At 47.2% G+C, this 15,868-nt stretch carries 16 protein-coding genes; 8 read left to right on the forward strand and 8 right to left on the reverse strand.

Annotation, left to right across the window (positions count from 1 at the left end):
- Nucleotides 1–122: 122 nt before the first annotated feature.
- Nucleotides 123–467, forward strand: coding sequence for a DUF1493 family protein (locus tag KDD36_11440; GenBank protein ID MCB0397262.1), 345 nt, complete (start codon nt 123–125; stop codon nt 465–467).
- A 255-nt stretch (nt 468–722) separates the two neighbouring features.
- Here KDD36_11440 and KDD36_11445 read toward each other — a convergent pair whose 3' ends face one another.
- From KDD36_11445 to KDD36_11460, 4 genes are read right to left on the reverse strand one after another with little or no spacing between them, the layout of a single operon-like run.
- The gene (locus KDD36_11445; GenBank protein MCB0397263.1) at nt 723–1,097 is read right to left on the reverse strand and encodes a hypothetical protein; all 375 of its coding nucleotides are present in this window, start codon (nt 1,095–1,097) and stop codon (nt 723–725) included.
- A 19-nt stretch (nt 1,098–1,116) separates the two neighbouring features.
- The gene (locus tag KDD36_11450; GenBank protein ID MCB0397264.1) at nt 1,117–1,758 is read right to left on the reverse strand and encodes a DUF2238 domain-containing protein; all 642 of its coding nucleotides are present in this window, start codon (nt 1,756–1,758) and stop codon (nt 1,117–1,119) included.
- On the reverse strand, nt 1,755–2,516 hold the full coding sequence (locus tag KDD36_11455) for a ceramidase domain-containing protein (GenBank protein MCB0397265.1): 762 nt from the start codon (nt 2,514–2,516) through the stop codon (nt 1,755–1,757). The genes KDD36_11450 and KDD36_11455 overlap by 4 nt, the downstream gene beginning before the upstream one ends.
- Nucleotides 2,513–4,120 carry a DUF2339 domain-containing protein gene (locus KDD36_11460; protein MCB0397266.1) on the reverse strand — a complete coding sequence of 536 codons (1,608 nt, stop codon included), beginning with the start codon at nt 4,118–4,120 and terminating at the stop codon, nt 2,513–2,515. The genes KDD36_11455 and KDD36_11460 overlap by 4 nt, the downstream gene beginning before the upstream one ends.
- A 161-nt stretch (nt 4,121–4,281) precedes the next feature.
- On the opposite strand from KDD36_11460, the gene KDD36_11465 reads away from it, so the two are divergent.
- Together KDD36_11465 and era are read left to right on the forward strand one after the other, a co-directional pair.
- On the forward strand, nt 4,282–5,787 hold the full coding sequence (locus tag KDD36_11465; GenBank protein ID MCB0397267.1) for a hypothetical protein: 1,506 nt from the start codon (nt 4,282–4,284) through the stop codon (nt 5,785–5,787).
- 272 nt (nt 5,788–6,059) lie between these two features.
- Nucleotides 6,060–6,944 carry a GTPase Era gene (gene era, locus KDD36_11470; GenBank protein ID MCB0397268.1) on the forward strand — a complete coding sequence of 295 codons (885 nt, stop codon included), beginning with the start codon at nt 6,060–6,062 and terminating at the stop codon, nt 6,942–6,944.
- Nucleotides 6,945–6,971: 27 nt separating this feature from the next.
- Here era and KDD36_11475 read toward each other — a convergent pair whose 3' ends face one another.
- A complete protein-coding gene (locus tag KDD36_11475) occupies nt 6,972–8,387 on the reverse strand; it encodes a hypothetical protein (GenBank protein MCB0397269.1) in 1,416 nt (471 codons plus the stop codon).
- A gap of 192 nt (nt 8,388–8,579) precedes the next feature.
- Here KDD36_11475 and der point away from each other — a divergent pair, with 192 nt between their 5' ends.
- Both der and KDD36_11485 read left to right on the forward strand, forming a co-directional pair.
- Nucleotides 8,580–9,884 carry a ribosome biogenesis GTPase Der gene (gene der, locus KDD36_11480; GenBank protein MCB0397270.1) on the forward strand — a complete coding sequence of 435 codons (1,305 nt, stop codon included), beginning with the start codon at nt 8,580–8,582 and terminating at the stop codon, nt 9,882–9,884.
- Nucleotides 9,885–10,181: 297 nt separating this feature from the next.
- Nucleotides 10,182–10,589, forward strand: coding sequence for a DUF393 domain-containing protein (locus tag KDD36_11485; protein MCB0397271.1), 408 nt, complete (start codon nt 10,182–10,184; stop codon nt 10,587–10,589).
- Here KDD36_11485 and KDD36_11490 read toward each other — a convergent pair.
- From KDD36_11490 to gldA, 3 genes are all read right to left on the reverse strand, one after another.
- Complete coding sequence (locus KDD36_11490) at nt 10,586–11,752, reverse strand: PLP-dependent transferase (protein MCB0397272.1); 1,167 nt, start codon at nt 11,750–11,752, stop codon at nt 10,586–10,588. The two genes, KDD36_11485 and KDD36_11490, sit on opposite strands and share 4 nt — an antisense overlap.
- 25 nt (nt 11,753–11,777) lie before the next feature.
- Nucleotides 11,778–13,049, reverse strand: coding sequence for a methionine adenosyltransferase (metK, locus tag KDD36_11495; GenBank protein ID MCB0397273.1), 1,272 nt, complete (start codon nt 13,047–13,049; stop codon nt 11,778–11,780).
- Between the two features lie 109 nt (nt 13,050–13,158).
- Nucleotides 13,159–14,070: a gliding motility-associated ABC transporter ATP-binding subunit GldA gene (gene gldA, locus KDD36_11500; protein MCB0397274.1), complete on the reverse strand. Its 912-nt coding sequence runs from the start codon at nt 14,068–14,070 to the stop codon at nt 13,159–13,161.
- 174 nt (nt 14,071–14,244) lie between these two features.
- Between gldA and rsgA the strand changes: the two genes are divergently transcribed.
- The 3 genes from rsgA to KDD36_11515 all read left to right on the forward strand — a co-directional run.
- Nucleotides 14,245–15,144, forward strand: a complete 900-nt coding sequence (gene rsgA / locus KDD36_11505) for a ribosome small subunit-dependent GTPase A (protein MCB0397275.1) — start codon at nt 14,245–14,247, stop codon at nt 15,142–15,144.
- 19 nt (nt 15,145–15,163) lie between these two features.
- Nucleotides 15,164–15,616 (forward strand): D-tyrosyl-tRNA(Tyr) deacylase, encoded by a 453-nt coding sequence (gene dtd / locus KDD36_11510; protein MCB0397276.1) that lies wholly within the window; start codon nt 15,164–15,166, stop codon nt 15,614–15,616.
- A partial coding sequence (locus KDD36_11515; protein MCB0397277.1) for a nucleotide pyrophosphohydrolase occupies nt 15,616–15,868 on the forward strand: 253 nt, incomplete at its 3' end. The genes dtd and KDD36_11515, both read left to right, overlap by 1 nt.

The following is a 15,868-nucleotide window of genomic DNA, read 5'->3' on the forward strand; positions in this document are numbered from 1 at the left end:
CTTTCTGGAGCATATTTTCGAAAAAACCGAACGGCTGGAACCACCTTTTCAATTTTCTACTGCATAATCTGGGTTAATAGTAAGTTTAATGGTGGGTTCTTGAATGAGTAAATCTAGTATCAATGGAAAGCGTTACGTTAAAAAATAAGATTATCACCTTTCTTAAGCAAAGATGCGGTGATAGGATCAATGAAGCTTCTGTGTTTTTTGAAGGTTCTGGTGTTAATGGGCATGATGCATATTTATTAATGAGTGAACTTGAAAAAGAATTTAATATTGATATGGCAACATTTAAACCACATAAATATTTTTCGGATGAAGCAGATTTGCTAAATCCCATCAAACGCATATTTAATTATTATGTAAAGAAAAGTGAACATTTAACCTTTGACATTGATCATTTAGTAGATGTTATTGAAAAAGGTCAATGGTTTGATCCGAATAGCAAGATTGGTAATAATGCTTGACGCCCCCAGCTGACGTCAATGTTCCTACGCATAGCTGGCGCTAATTTTAGCGAGAGTCTCGCGCGTTGTTGATTCGTGCCTAACTCATACCAAAGGCGATCCCGGGACATTCAGGATCGCTTTCCCAGCTAGCGCGGATGTTCCAAAGCGGCTGGCGCGGATTTTTGTGTAGGCCTGTGGGACGTTAATCCGTGACTAACTCTTATCAAAGGCAACTGAGCCAGTTGCCTTTTTTCTTTTTGTCATATCTTAATGTCAGTTCTTTGAAGTAGGAAGTGTCTTATCCGTTCGGGATGCAAATGCCGGGAAGGCACGAAAGTAGCGGGGATTACAGGTATGGGTTCCAGGGCCAGGGATCAGCATCAGCTTTGCAGGTGAGTGAAATTTGGCGATCTCCGTTGCGACCATGCCTCCGAATGAGGTACCGCCAAGATAAAATTCGCCTGGATCTGCTGTGATGCACTCCGCCATCCGTCGCGCATAATGGTTCATGGTTTCATCGTCCGAGGGAACCAGCCACTCGATAAATTGAACGTCCAGTCCGGGCAATTGTAGCCGACTGTATAAACGGGAGTCGGCACCGAGACCGGAGATAAGATATAGTTTGGTTGATGTGATTGGCTGATTCATGTTTATTCCCTTCATCGGATTATTCGATCTTCCAGGTTTTCTTAATCAACGAAACGATGGTGGTGGCCAGGATAGCACCGGTAAATGCCAGCATAATGTCTTTTTGTGCATCCCAGATGTCTCCCTGGGTGCCGAGGTAGGCCATGCCCTGGGCAGGAAAAAAAACTTCCGCAACCGCCCATTCGATCAACTCATATAAGGCGCTTACCGAAAGGGTGATCTCTATCGGCAGAAGCCATGCCACCCACTTCGGATATTTCAATGCCACGAGAAATAGTTCGCGCATCGGGTATGCCAGCAGAAATCCGAAACTGAAATGCACGATGCGGTCGTAATGATTGCGCCCCAGGTGAAAGGTGTCCATCAGCCAATACCCCAGCGGATTTTCCGCATAGGTGTACTTGGCGCCGTACACGTGCAGACATAAATAAACGAAGAGCAGGAGGTAGGTGAGGTCGCTGAACTTCATTTTCCGATAAGTGAATGTGAGCGCACCGAGTGCGATAAAGACCAGGGTGTTCTCCAGCATCCAGTTGCCGAGGTCCGTTGTGCCGATCAGGGTTGAAGCCCACAAAATCATAAAGACCGACACGAATCCGATCAGTAAAATGTTTTTTCTGAATGGAACGCGATCCGGTGAAATGGCATTGGTGAATCTCATGACGTTAAGTTTGGTTTTCGATATTGAATGTAGCGCAGTATGCACCAGGTGGCGCATGCGGCGGTTAAGTGTTTGAAGGTATGGCCGCCGACACCGGTCATCTCGCCGATAAACGCATCTCCCGTCTCAAATAATTTGGCAATCACATACCAGCCGATCATCCAGGCCAGCTGCCTGGTTTGAGTCGGGTGGCCATGTCCGGTCCACAACAGAACCGGAATGATCACCATGGGAAAGAACTGGACAAAAATGTAAGGCCTGAGATCACCGCCACCTGCTGCTTCTCCGAAGTACCAGTAGAGTACACTTCCGATGCCAAGGGGTAACAGGAGCAAGTACAAAATGGCACCTGTTCGACGGTTCAGGTAGTCGGTAACGACCAGGCAAAAAAGGCTCGTGAAGACCAGGGTCATGGGTAGACGGTCCCACAGCAACGTATGATTTGAAGGAGCCAGATGGTAGTAGGATGATCCGAATCCCGTTAACAGAATGCCTGCCATTCCTATGCCCATCATGCATCGCTCAATCACCGGAAAGGTCATGGTTCCGAGGAATGCCTTTCGCAATCCAACAATCCCGATCAGGATGAATGGCAGGTTTGACAAGACATTCCAGCCATGGGGAATATTCCATACCGGCAGGTCCCTTGCGAAGCTGTGGTATACATTATCCTGATAAACGGGGCCTAGCAATGCCAGTCCGCCTATCATCATCAAAGCTGACAACCACAGTCCGTATCGTTTAAGAAAGTAACTCATGCCTCTTCAGGTTGTGGTATGTTTTCTGAAATAAGTTCATCCTTTTCCGCCCACCGCTTATTTGTCAGACCGGTAAACACCGTTACAATTCCGATGATGAGCAAGGTAATGACTTTGTGCATGGTTGCGTGCCCGGAAAGATCAATCACCAGAACCTTCAGCGTTGCAACGGTGAGCACGATGGTTCCGAATACCCGGAAGGTAGTGGTACGGGTATAAGCGCCCCAGAGAAAAATAAGGAGTGCATAAATAAACCAGGATACGGAAAGGATCAGGCCCACTTCAACGCGGTGTACCTCATAGGCTTCCCATAGATTCATGATCTGAACAGTGAACAGTCCGCCCACCACCAGGTGACTTGCAATGGCAAGGATGGTGGAAAGTATCTGGTTGTTATGGCGTTCCTCCTGAGAGCTATGCTTCAATGCCAACCTTGAATACGAAAAACCAAGGACAGCCATGGCAATCCAAACCAGTGCGCCTGGATTGATGAATGGAATATACCTCACGCCAAACCATTCCACCCATTCCACTTCCCAGGCCACGGAGTACCAATACATCATCACCAGTCCCCAGATGGCAATGGCGGCATTCCGTATCATCGGGTGTTTCAGGTATACACCGGCGAAATAGATCAGGGTGCCAAGCACCAGCCACACGGAAGTGGAAACCACGTAATGCATGCCTTTTGTTTCAAAAAGTGTTCCCAGGTCGCCGGCTGCAATGGCGATCACAAGTATCCCCAGCATGAGGTATGAGCCTATGGGCAAAAATGCATTTGCAGAAATCCGATGGATGATCAATCCTGCAGTGATAAAGATGAAGCCAACGATCATCAGGGGCAATGCATAGGGGATAGTGAATTCGTCCAGGATGTACATCGACCAGAATACAAAGTGAAGGGCATTGAGCAATCCCAGGTAAAGGTTGAGGCCCTCAAATCTTTTCTTTTCGTGCCATGATGCCAGGATCAGTCCGGTCATATACACCAGAAAGAGAGAGGATGCATAAAAGAAAGGCTTGCCCCAGCTTTCCGGGTCGAAGTATAGGTAATAGGAAATGAAAATGAAGACCGTGGCAACAAAAGACATGACGCGCAGTTCCTGCCAGTCTTTGATGGCACTGAGCCATAAGGCGGCAATGTTGATGACCAGCACATAAAGGAACAACAGCCAATCCTGTTCAACATGGGCGCGTATGACTACGGGGGTAAGCAAAGCTCCGAGTAAACTGAGAAAAACCAGAATCCGCATGTTCATACGATAGCCTACAATGGTCACCAGTGAGCTCAGGGCGATCAATGAGATCATCAATGCATTGGCAGACCACTGGATGTCTTTGGAAAAGCTCGCATAGGCAAATGTTGCATACAGGATGCTGGTACCTAGTCCGGCCGCAATCTCCCCGAACATCCCTTTTGTTCTGGATACCAGTGTGTATCCGGCGAAGAGGCCGCTCAAGCCTATGGCCATTCCAATGGCTGCCCTGGCAGTTGGAGGTATCCATTCCAGGTCAATGGCAAGTTTGAGGAAGTACAGAAAGGCCAGGAAAATAAAACCTACCCCCAAAAGTGTGATCCAGTACTTTTTTACAAAATCTTTCATGATCGGTTTGTTATGATCCGGAGCAAACTTATGCTGATCCGGTTCCTCTGCCAATCCAAAAGATCAATAAAACGTACATTATAAAAATCAACATATAACCTTATATTGTTTTAATATAAGGTATATATGCACTATAAAAACGTACATTAAAAATATAAGTATTGGATCATCTGAGAGATATCGTACAGGGATTGACCAAGGACGAAAGCAAAGATTTTAAACGCTTTCTCGGACGGTTGAGGAAACGGGGAAAGAGAATGGATGTGGCACTGTTTGATATACTCAAAGAGGAAGAGGAATACACACCGGCCAGCATCATATCCCGTCTCTACAAACCTGCCAACCCGAATGCATACCATACCCTGCGCAAGCGCCTGACCGGAAATCTGGCTGACTTTATATTGTGGCGTCATCGCGAGAATGACCTTTCACAGGAAGGAGCCGTTCTCAGTTATGTTAGTCTGGCGCGTCATCTTTTTGAGCGACAATTGCCTGTGCCTGCGTGGAAGTATCTGGTGCGCGCCGAAACAGAAGCACTTGCTTACGAAAATCATAGTCTGCTCAATGGCATTTACAACCTGATGATCGAAAAGGCAGATATGATTGAACAGGCGAATCTGGATGAGCTGATCACCAAGCATGGTCGCAATAAGATATTAGCGGATGAAGATGAGAGAGCCGGAATCGCCAACAGCATTGTTCGTAAAAAACTGGCAGAGTACCGTCGCCATGGCAGGGAAGTAGACTTTGATAAGGTGATATCAGGAACGCTCAGGGAGTATAAACTGCATACGGCCGTGATGGGTCGCCCGCGGTTATTGTACAATCTATTGTCCATATCACGTACCGGCATTCTTGCAAAGAAAGACTTTCATTCATTCGAGCCTTTTGTAATAAGCAGATATGAGGATATTGAAAAACATAAGGGCTTTGAAGAAAAAGACATGCCTTACAAAGCAGGTATGTTGTACATGATCTCACATACCCTTTATCGGACGAGGAAGTTCAAACAGTCCAGGCAGTACCTGGAAGAATTACAAAAAACCATCTCCGGGAAAAAAGGTGAGCTGTACAATCAATATTATCCGAGGTATGCGCAGTTGCAGGCCGCACTGTCCGTATTTGAAGGAGATTTGTCCGCGGCGATCTCTACGCTGAAGTCCTTGCTGAAGAACAAGAATCTGCGGTTGTCTCATCAGGATCGCCTGAATGCCCTGGTAAGTATTGGCATATACCAGTTCCATGGAAAGAAGTTCAGGTTGGCGCACGACACCTTGCTGGAAATTTACCATACCGACAAATGGTGTGAGAAGATTATGGGCCGCGAATGGGTGATGAAGAAAGGAATGATGGAAGTATTGCTATATTATGAAATGGATCATCCTGACATGGTGGAATCCAGGATCAGGTCGGTGGAACGCAAGTACCGCGACCTTTTTGACTTGCCGGTTTATGCACCGGCACGTACCTTCTTGCAACTCATCCGGCAGGTGTTACAGGACCCGGACGCGGTGCGCACGGAGGCTTTTGCTCAAAAGGTGGAAGCATCATTCGATTGGAAGCCTTCTGAACAGGAAGACATTCAAGCCATCGGGTTTTACGCATGGCTGAAATCAAAAATGCTAGGGAAAGATTATCAGGAAGTGTTGATGGAGTTGATGATCTGATGCCACTTCTGTCTGACTTCAACCTTCCTTTCTCATCCAGAATGCTCCGGATGTCATGGGCTTCCACGATGGGGCCATATCCATCAGTTTGTCCTGGTATTTGTTGTCGAGATAGTTCGGGAATACCTGGATACTATAATCATTCAGACCAGCTATGGATATCGGGGGTGAACCGGTGAATTTAATACCTGTAGCATATCTTCATATACCGGTTTGGTGTTCGGACATGGAAGGGAATAAAACATGACATACATTCCTCTATCTTTGCAGTCATGTCTCAACCACCTCATAAGTCCGGTTTTGTCTCTGTGATCGGTTTACCGAACGCCGGGAAGTCTACCCTGGTAAATGCACTCAGCAAAGAAAAGCTGGCCATCGTTACGCCTAAGGCGCAAACCACCAGGCATCGTATTCGTGTGATACTTTCCGGAGAGGGATATCAGGTGGTGCTGTCCGATACCCCAGGCCTGGTAAAGGCGCAGTATAAACTACACGATGCCATGATGAAAGTGGTGGGGGAGAGTCTGTCGGACGCGGACCTTATTCTTTTTCTTACCGAACCTGGAAAAGGAGGAAAGGAAGAGCTTATCCACGAGGTATTATCCAAAGTCAATAGTCCCATCATTGCGGTAATCAACAAATGTGACAAGTTGGGAAAGGAGAAGGTCGCAGCCTATCACAAGGTGTTGGAGGAGATGAAAATGTTCTCGGAGATCATCCATATCTCCGCTTTGAAGAAGCAGGGCACTGATGACCTGCTGCAAAAAATGATTGACCTGATGCCGGAAGGACCACCCTGGTTCCCGGAAGATCAGGTGTCGGATCGCAACGTTCGTTTTTTTGTTTCTGAGATGATCAGGGAACAGGCACTGCGGTTATACGAACAGGAGATACCCTACGCTGTGGAAGTCGAAATTGAAGGTTATGAGGAGAAGGAGCACATCGATCGTATCCGGGCGGTTATTCATGTCGAACGAACCAGCCAGCGGGCCATCATCCTGGGCCACCAGGGCAGTGCCATCAAAAATCTCGGTACCCGCGCACGCATGGATATCGAGAAATTTGTTGGCAAGAAGGTCTACCTGGAACTGTTTGTGAAGGTCAGCAAAGACTGGCGTAACCGTGGATTGAAGCTGCGGGAATTCGGTTACGAATAAGCATTGCTATCTCCGTCTGTATTACATCTAAAATATACTGTACAGAAGTTGCACCTGGTAATAGGTGTTGAATTGATTCCTTAGCTGATTGTTGTAGGCGTTATTGATATGGTTCACATAAAAATCGTTCATTGAGAACGGGTTGTTATATGGCAGTACCAGGCCATAAGCCTGACTATGGCTGTATTCGAAATACGCATTGGCATACAGTCTCAACCTGGGTGATATGTAATAATTGAGGTTCATACCTGCAGTTGCCGATGTCATGTGCGCCCCCTTGTTGGGCTGATACGCGCGGCCGCTGCGGGTCAGGTACATATGATAAAGTGTACTGTAGATGTGCATGGACGTTCGCGTGCTGGGGTATAAGCCGATGCTGTAGCGTATGCCACCTGATATTTCCGGGGTCTTATGATCGCGGTTGTATAGGTCGGATAAAGGAGATGTGTTGTTTTCCCGGTAGGCAATGGATCCGGCATACAGACCGGTAAACAAAGTGCTTTGCCACTTTTTCTTCCAGGGTTTCTCGTTTGTGTATTCAATGCCGGCATGAATTTGTTGGGTGTGATTTTCCTTGTTAAGGTCTTCGGGTGAGTATTTTTCTGTGTAAACATTGTATCCGGTATATGTGGCCAGCGCATACCGGCTGCCGCAGTTTCGTTGTGGCAGACCACCAAAAGTCCAGTTATCAGAAAGTGTGGCAAAGTATCGGGCATCCCGCTCCGGGACATAGTTCCGGGCGAAAAGAAACGAGTCGACGGCTTCCAGTTCATAGATGGTTTGATGCCTGCTGTCAAAGAAGCGCTTGTTCTTTACCTCGGCGATCAGATGTGAAAGCGCCAGCATATCTTCATCTGTTACAGGCTGCGAGATCCTGCCTGCCTTTTGCAACTCCTCAACAATATACATGGCATGACGGGCATCTTCAATCCGTTCAATTCTTCCCATACCCAGTTTGATTGGAACCAGGCTTTGCAGGGAATGGACCATCTGTTTCATGGGCGCGGTAGAAAGATCGTGGGCACCGGCGTACAGATTAACCCCCATTTCAAGATACCGCCACTGGGAAAAGTAATAACGATTTGTCAGATCCTGCTCGATGTTTCCGCCCCTTGAGATGGTATGATAAAGAGGTTGGTTGGGATAATCATACAGGTTGCTGCTGAAATATCCCATGACGGTAGTCCTGGAAGAAAGTTGTACCCGCTCACTGTTCTTATAGAAAAGGTAGGAGATGGTCATTTTGTTGTTATTGCTACCACTACGTTCCCTGATGGGAAGAGTTGATCCATATACAGAGCCGTTAAGATCGCCGCTGACAGTCAATACCTTGCGTTTCAAATTTGGTAGCTTAAAGTCCGACAGGTTGAATGCAGGTGTCTGTGCTGTCAGGGTTCCGGTCGCCAGGGTCAGTGCACAGACCAATTGGGTTAGGTGTCTCATTTCCGTTTTTATTTTGGTAGTTGATAAACGCAAATCGGAGGCCGTAATTCTTTGGAAATAGGTATCAACAAGAGTTTGGAAGGATTCGACTGATGAATGGCGGGTTTGATTAATTATTCGTTCAGGCCATGAGACCATCAGGCTCTTGCATTGGTACTTTATCCCTACCTTTGCAGCCATCATTTCAGCCAAATGTCAAACATCGTAGCTATTGTAGGACGCCCCAATGTGGGGAAATCCACCTTCTTTAACCGGATGGTGGGTGGGCGTGAGGCCATTGTGGATGAGGTCAGCGGTGTGACCCGTGACCGTCACTATGGTACGGCAGAATGGAATGGAAAGTCTTTCACCCTTATCGATACAGGTGGCTATATCCACGGCTCAGAAGATGTATTTGAGGAGGCCATACGCAATCAGGTGTCGATTGCCATAGAGGAGGCGGATGTAATCGTGTTTGTGGTGGATGTGGAAACGGGTCTTACCGATATGGATCAGGCTGTGGCTCATTTGCTCAGACAGAGCAACCGTGAAGTATTGCTGGCCGTTAATAAGGTAGACAATAACCAGCGTGTGAATGATGCCACGGAATTCTATGCCCTGGGTTTAGGAGAATACTTCTGCATATCATCGATCAATGGATCCGGCACCGGTGACCTGCTGGATAAGCTGGCTGAAAACTTAACGGCTGCACCTGTTGAGGAAGCATCGGAAATCCCGAGACTGGCCATCGTTGGCAGACCCAATGTTGGCAAATCATCATTGGTGAATGCCCTGCTGGGTGAAGAAAAACATATCGTGACACCGATCGCCGGTACCACACGGGATGCGGTGAACAGCAGGTACAATAAATTCGGACACGACTTCATGCTGGTGGATACCGCCGGATTGCGAAAAAAAGGTAAAGTGCATGAGGATCTGGAGTTCTATTCTGTCATGCGGACCGTTAAAGCGATCGAGAATTGTGATGTGTGTGTGTTGATGCTTGATGCCGAACACGGCTTTGAAGCCCAGGACATGAACATCTTCAGACTGGCACAGCGCAATAAGAAGGGTATTGTCATTCTTGTTAATAAATGGGATCTGGTTGAAAAGGATACCTATACGGCATCTGCCTTTGAGAAAGTCATCCGCAAAAAGATAGAACCGTTTACGGATGTCCCCATCCTCTTTATATCCGTGTTGAATAAGCAACGCATTATGGATGCCGTGAATACGGCAGCCAGGGTGGCAGAAAACCGGCGGAAAAAGGTCGCTACTTCAGCACTCAATGAATGGATTGAACCGCTATTGGAACGGAATCCGCCCCCTTCGGTCAGAGGACTCCATATCAAGATCAAGTACGTGACGCAATTGCCAATCTATACACCCACCTTTGCGTTCTTTTGTAATCATCCGCAACATGTGAAAGATCCTTACAAAAGATTTCTTGAGAACCGCTTGCGAGAATCGTTTGATTTTGAGGGCGTTCCGATATCCATTGTCTTCCGAAAGAAATAAAATGTACATTTTTTTATAAGAAAGCTTGACAAGCGTGATTTGGTATATTATCTTTACATCGTCGCTTCATTAAAAGAGTAAGTTCTTTAAGGTTTTGAAATTATACTTGTATATACAATACAAGGGGCTCACTTCACAAGTCATGGTTACGGACGCAAATGGATGCACATCAACACTCTTACTTCCATTCTTGACTTAGAGCCCCTTTTTTTTTGCCCTTACCTCAACCTTCGTTTCTACTTTCTTTCGAATTCATCACCTTTGCCTGGTCTGTCGTCACAAACATGATGATGTGTTATGAATGACCTGCCTGCACAACCCATACTACTCTTCGATGGCGAATGCATTTTGTGTAACCGGATGGTGCAGTTTGTGATCAGGAATGATCACCGCAAGAAAATCCGATTGACCACCCTTCAATCTGAAAAAGCCTGTCAACTTCTGAATGCCACCCCGGTTTCGTTACGTCCTATGGAGTCTCTTATTTATGTGAGAGCAGGAAAGGTTCATGAACAGTCCACGGCTTCATTGTGGGTTTGTTATGATCTGGGTGGTTTGTGGCAGATCTTCATCGTACTTTTACTTGTTCCACCTTTCATTCGCAACATGGTGTATCGCTTTATTGCCAGGAACAGATACAAGTGGTTTGGCAGGATGGAACAATGCATGATACCGGATGATGATGTCCGGGACAGGTTTCTCTAAACCTGATTCAGCGCCTGAATCACGTCATCAATAAGTTCGCCGCTTTCTTCAAGTCCGCAATAGAACCGCACCAGGTTCCAGGGTAGGGTAGACTTCATATAATTGGGCGACTCTGAAAAGGCACACTGAGGAAACACCAAAGATTCATGCCCACCCCAGGAGGTTGCCAGCACAAAACATTTTAAGTGATTGCAAAAGGATTCTATCTGCGAAACATTTTCTGCCCGGACGAGGACAGAGAATAATCCACTATAACCCGTCATCTGTTTTTTGCCCAGTTCGTATTGCGGATGGCTGGTCAGTCCGGGGTGGTTTACCCTTTCTATTTTGGGATGACCATCGAGGGCTGTGGCCAGGGCCATGGCATTGGCGCCACTCCTTTCCAGACGCAAAGGCAATGTGCGCAGTCCGCGAATCATCAACCAGCAATCGTTAGGTGATAGAACCGCTCCTAAAGTCATAAATTCCTCGTTGTAGATTTTACCGATGCGCTCGGCGTTACCGGTAACCACACCAGCAACAATGTCACTGTGGCCGCCAAGGTATTTACTGGCAGACTGCACCACCAGGTCTATCCCTAGACGAATGGGTTGCTGGAAGAGTGGTGTGGCGTACGTATTGTCACATATCGTGGTCACACCTTTCGAATGTGCCATCTTCGTCAATGCCTCCATATCCTGTAATTCAAACAGGGCAGAGGTGGGACTTTCCAGGTAAAGGACTGTTGTGTTTTCGCGAAAGGCTTCGGATACCTGATTGATATCTCTTCCATCCACCATGGTGGTTGTAACACCAAAGCGGACGAGCAGTTTGTTCAATAGTTTGTTGGCCCAGCTGTAAGCACCCGTTACACAAACCACGTGATCTCCGGCTTTTACAGATGAGATCACAGCTGCGGAAATCGCTGCCGAACCACTACCGAAAACAAGCGCATCTTCCGCACCGTCGAGCGCGGCAAGTTTCTTCCTTAATAAGGCCGTGGTTGGATTGTAGCCGCGCGTATAAAATGGAACTTCAAGTTCACGTTGTAAACGTTCCCTAAGGGTAGCAACATCAGGATAAGCGAAATTGCTGGTTTGAAAAACGGGAGGTACAACCGCCTGAAGGTAATCATCCCTGTCCTCTCCCAGGTGGTTCAGGATATAGGATAACTTTTCGTTCACGCGCTACCTTTATTTATAAGGGGAACTATTTTATTCCGAAGGTCTTCTTAACCTGATCCACGTAGTCAAGCCTTTCCCAGCCGAAGAATTCAACATTCACTTTGGCTTTTTTGCCATTACGTTGAATGGAAATACCCTTCTTGTATGGGTCACGACCAAAGTGACCATAGGCAGCGGTTTCTTCAAAGATCGGATTCTTCAGACCGAAACGTTTCACAATGGCTGCAGGGCGCATATCAAATACCTTCTTCAGGTTTTCAGCGATCGCACCATCCGTGAGGGGTTTTCCTTTGCTGTCTTTTACCTTGGAAGTGCCATAGGTATTTACGTAAAGTCCAACCGGATCTGCCACACCGATGGCGTAGGCTACCTGAACGAGAACTTCATCGGCAACACCTGCTGCCACAAGGTTCTTGGCAATATGACGTGTAGCATAGGCGGCGGACCGGTCAACTTTTGATGAGTCTTTTCCTGAGAATGCCCCGCCACCGTGAGCGCCCTTGCCGCCATACGTGTCCACAATGATCTTTCTTCCGGTCAGACCCGTATCACCATGCGGACCGCCGATCACAAATTTGCCGGTAGGGTTCACAAGCAACTTGTACTTTTTGTTGAATAACTTCTTCACACGGGCAGGAAGCTTTTTAGTCAGCCTCGGGATCAGGATGTTTTGAACATCGTTTTTGATCTTGTCCAACATCTTCTTTTCCGTGTCGAAGTCATCGTGTTGCGTGGAGATCACGATGGTATCGATATACAAAGGCTTGTTATCGTCGTCGTATGCAATGGTTACCTGTGACTTTGAATCCGGACGCAGGTATTTCATTTGTTTACCTTCCTTACGGATAGCTGCAAGTTCAATGAGAAGTCCGTGGGCCAGATCCAGGGCCAACGGCATATAGTTGTCTGTTTCGTTTGTTGCATAACCGAACATCATGCCCTGATCACCGGCACCTTGTTCTTCTTCCTTTTTCCGTTCCACGCCCTGGTTGATATCAGGAGATTGTTCATGGATGGCACTGATCACACCGCACGATTCGGAGTCGAACATATAATCGGACTTGGTATAACCGATACGTTTCACAACCTCACGGGCAATCTTTTGTGCGTCAATGTATCCGGTTGTTTTTACTTCACCACTCAGCACCACCAGGCCGGTTGTAACCAATGTCTCACAAGCTACTTTGGAATTCTCATCCTGGGTAAGGAATGCATCAAGCAGTGCGTCTGAAATTTGGTCTGAAACCTTGTCGGGGTGTCCTTCTGAAACGGATTCTGACGTAAAAAGATATGGCATAAGATCAAGTTGGTTTTAGGGTTGGGTTGACAAATTTAATAGAATATCCGGAAACAAAAAGCAGTCTGCCTATCGAGATATCGCTGTAAATAAAGATAGATCGGTTTGCCTAACGGGTCAGTTGCTGAAAAACTTCTTCCAGTCCGATCACTTCTTTTTGTAAGGAGAGTACACTCAGTTCATGCTGCACTGCAAACTGAAAAACGGCTGTACGCAGGTCATCCGTACCGTCGGATTCAAGTTTGAATTTACCTCCCCCTTCTTCATGCACGCGGGTTACACCCGGGATGGTTTCCAGAAGGGAGATGGCGACATGCCCTTCCAGTTCGATGCTAACGATCTGATTATTTCCCATGCCTGCCTTGAGTTCTCCCGCCGGCTTATCGGTCACGATCTTTCCCCGGTTAATGATAATCACACGATCACACACCGCTTCCACCTCCTGCATGATATGGGTAGAAAGCATGACGGTCTTGTGCCGTCCGATGTCTTTTATAAGCTGTCTTATCTCCCGGAGTTGGTTAGGGTCCAGTCCGGAAGTAGGTTCGTCCAGGATCAGCACTTTGGGGTCATGGATCATGGCTTGTGCAAGACCTACTCTTTGCCGGTATCCTTTCGACAATGCACCAATTTTTTTATGTTGTTCCAGGCCGAGTCCGGTCATGTGTACCATCTCACTCACCTTTTGCAGAACCTGTTTCCCTTTCATATGATGCAATCCGGCTACGAATGCCAGGTATTCTTTTACATACATGTCCAGGTACAATGGGTTGTGTTCGGGAAGATAGCCCACATTTTTTCTGACATCCAGCGCGTGGTCCACCACATTGTATCCGCATACGCTTGCATCGCCATCCGTTTGTGGAATGAAGCAGGTAAGGATCTTCATCATCGTGGACTTTCCCGCACCGTTAGGTCCCAGAAACCCGACAACTTCGGATGCACCCACCTCAAAGCTTACATTGTCCAGAGCTTTCTGACGGCCGTAGGTTTTTGTGATATGTTTGACGGAAATCGACATGCACCAAAGGTACGATTTGGAGCCAACTTTCGCATGTGTGTCCATGGGGTTTATGATCAATGCTTCAAACTTCACGCGCCCCAACGCTAAACTTTAAACGTTAAACCTCAAACCATTTCGCCATTCTTCCGATATTGGCCGAACCTTAAACCTTGAACTTTAAACCTTCAACCATTGAAAGGTCTTGTACTCAAATCCACCGGTAGTCATTACCTCGTCAGAAACGAGAACGGTGAAGTATTTACCTGTAGGGTTAGGGGTAAAATGCGCCTGGAAGGTATGAAGACCACCAATCCGGTAGCGGTGGGTGATCATGTGACCATGGAGGAGCGTACAGGTGAATGGTGGATCGCAGCCGTTGATAAGCGTAAGAACTACATCATCCGAAAGGCCACCAAGCTAAGCAGTCAGCGTCATATTATCGCTGCCAATATCGACAGGGCATTTTTAATCGTAACCGCTGATCACCCCAGGACCTCTCATGGCTTTATCGACCGGTTCCTCGTAACAGCAGAAGCCTACCACATACCGGTGACACTGGTATTTAATAAAGCGGATCTTTTCGAAGGAACCTCGTCCGGTGATTTAAACGAAATGGTTACCCTTTATGAGTCCATAGGATACCCGGTGCTGGTTATTTCGGCGTTGCATGGAGATGTTGAGAAATTGCGGGCGGCGATGTTGGGAAAGGTAAATCTCCTGAGTGGCCATTCGGGTGTGGGAAAATCCACCCTCATTAAAAGCCTGGACCCAACCCTGGATCCGGTGACCCGCCAGATATCAACGGTGCACAACAAAGGCATGCATGCCACTACGTTTGCGGAAATGCACCCCATGAAGGGCGGTGGATATATGATTGACACGCCGGGCATCAAAGAATTAGGGGTGGTGGATATACCCAGAGAGGAGGTTTCACACTACTTTATTGAAATGCGGAAACTTCTTCCCGGTTGCAGGTTCAATAACTGTTTGCACGTAAATGAACCAGGTTGCGCCGTGATCAGGGCATTGGAAGAAGGAACACTTCATGCTACCAGATACCAGAGTTATTTGGGTATATTGGAAGGAGAGTGAAACCTGAGAACAATATATTATGCGTATTCTGATACAGCGGGTGAAAGAGGCTTCGGTCACGATTGAGGGCCGGATACATGCCGCCATAGGTACCGGTGTGCTTGTGTTTGTTGGTGTGGAAGCCGCGGATACCGAGGAGGATGTCCTATGGCTTACAGGAAAGGTCGCCCGGTTGCGTATCTTCCCGGATGAGGCCGGTGTAATGAATGTTTCATTGGTTGATGCGGGTGGGGAGGCATTGGTGGTTAGTCAGTTTACCTTGCATGCGAGCACAAAGAAAGGCAATCGTCCTTCCTATATCAAGGCGGCCCCGCCGGAGGTGTCCGTTCCTTTATATGAAAGTTTCGTCAAACATCTTTCTGCTGAATTGGGCAGGAAGGTTCCCACAGGAGTTTTCGGTGCGCACATGAAAGTGGCTTTGATAAACGATGGTCCGGTAACCATAAGTATTGACAGTAAAAACAAGGAATAATGACATTGGATCAGGCCCAGGAAAAAGTGGATCAATGGATACAGGAGGTAGGTGTCCGTTATTTCAGTGAGCTCACCAACATGGCGATGCTAACCGAGGAGGTAGGTGAGCTGGCGCGTATCATTGCCCGCAAGTATGGCGATCAGTCGTTCAAAGAAGGTGAGAACGGTTCGCATGAAAAACTATCTGAAGAGATGGCGGACGTGTTGTTTGTGTTGATTTGTCTGGCCAATCAAACCGGCGTGAACCTGA

It is taken from the genome of Flavobacteriales bacterium (genome assembly GCA_020435415.1).
Taxonomy (GTDB): Bacteria; Bacteroidota; Bacteroidia; order JACJYZ01; family JACJYZ01; genus JACJYZ01.